The organism is Citrobacter sp. VF227 (genome assembly GCF_052950715.1).
Genome location: NZ_JBRFVF010000521.1, coordinates 1 through 447, shown reverse-complemented (window position 1 = coordinate 447; position 447 = coordinate 1). Strand labels below are relative to the sequence as shown.

1 protein-coding gene is annotated in these 447 nt (G+C 51.7%); it reads right to left on the bottom strand.

The window, feature by feature from the left end:
- Positions 1–447: FAD-linked oxidase C-terminal domain-containing protein (locus ACU8YC_RS27650; RefSeq protein ID WP_446896348.1), on the bottom strand; the 447-nt coding region annotated here is incomplete at both ends.

Below are 447 nucleotides of genomic sequence, written 5' to 3'. Positions count from 1 at the left end.
GCGCCGGCCTGACGTGCAGCACGCCGGCATCCACGTGACCAAACATGCCATAACTCAGACCGTGGCTGTCGAGCAGCGCACGGAACTCGGTAATATAGTCAGCCAGATGCTCCGGCGGAACACAGGTGTCCTCGGCAAACGGAATATGTTTTGCAGCACCTTTTGCATTCCCCAACAAACCGACTGCTTTTTTACGCATGGCGTAAATACGCTCTACGCCCGAGAGTTCAGTACACAGTTGCCAACCAATGACACCGGCTTCCTGACGGGCTATTAACCCATCCAGACGTTTACACAGCGCACTAACCTGAGCATCGATCAATGCTTCATCGTCACCCGCAAATTCGACGATATTCAGGCCTAACATCTCTTTATCAGGAACATCGGTAATCAATTCACTGATCGAATGCCAGACAATATCTTCCCGCGCCAGATTAAGCACTTGAC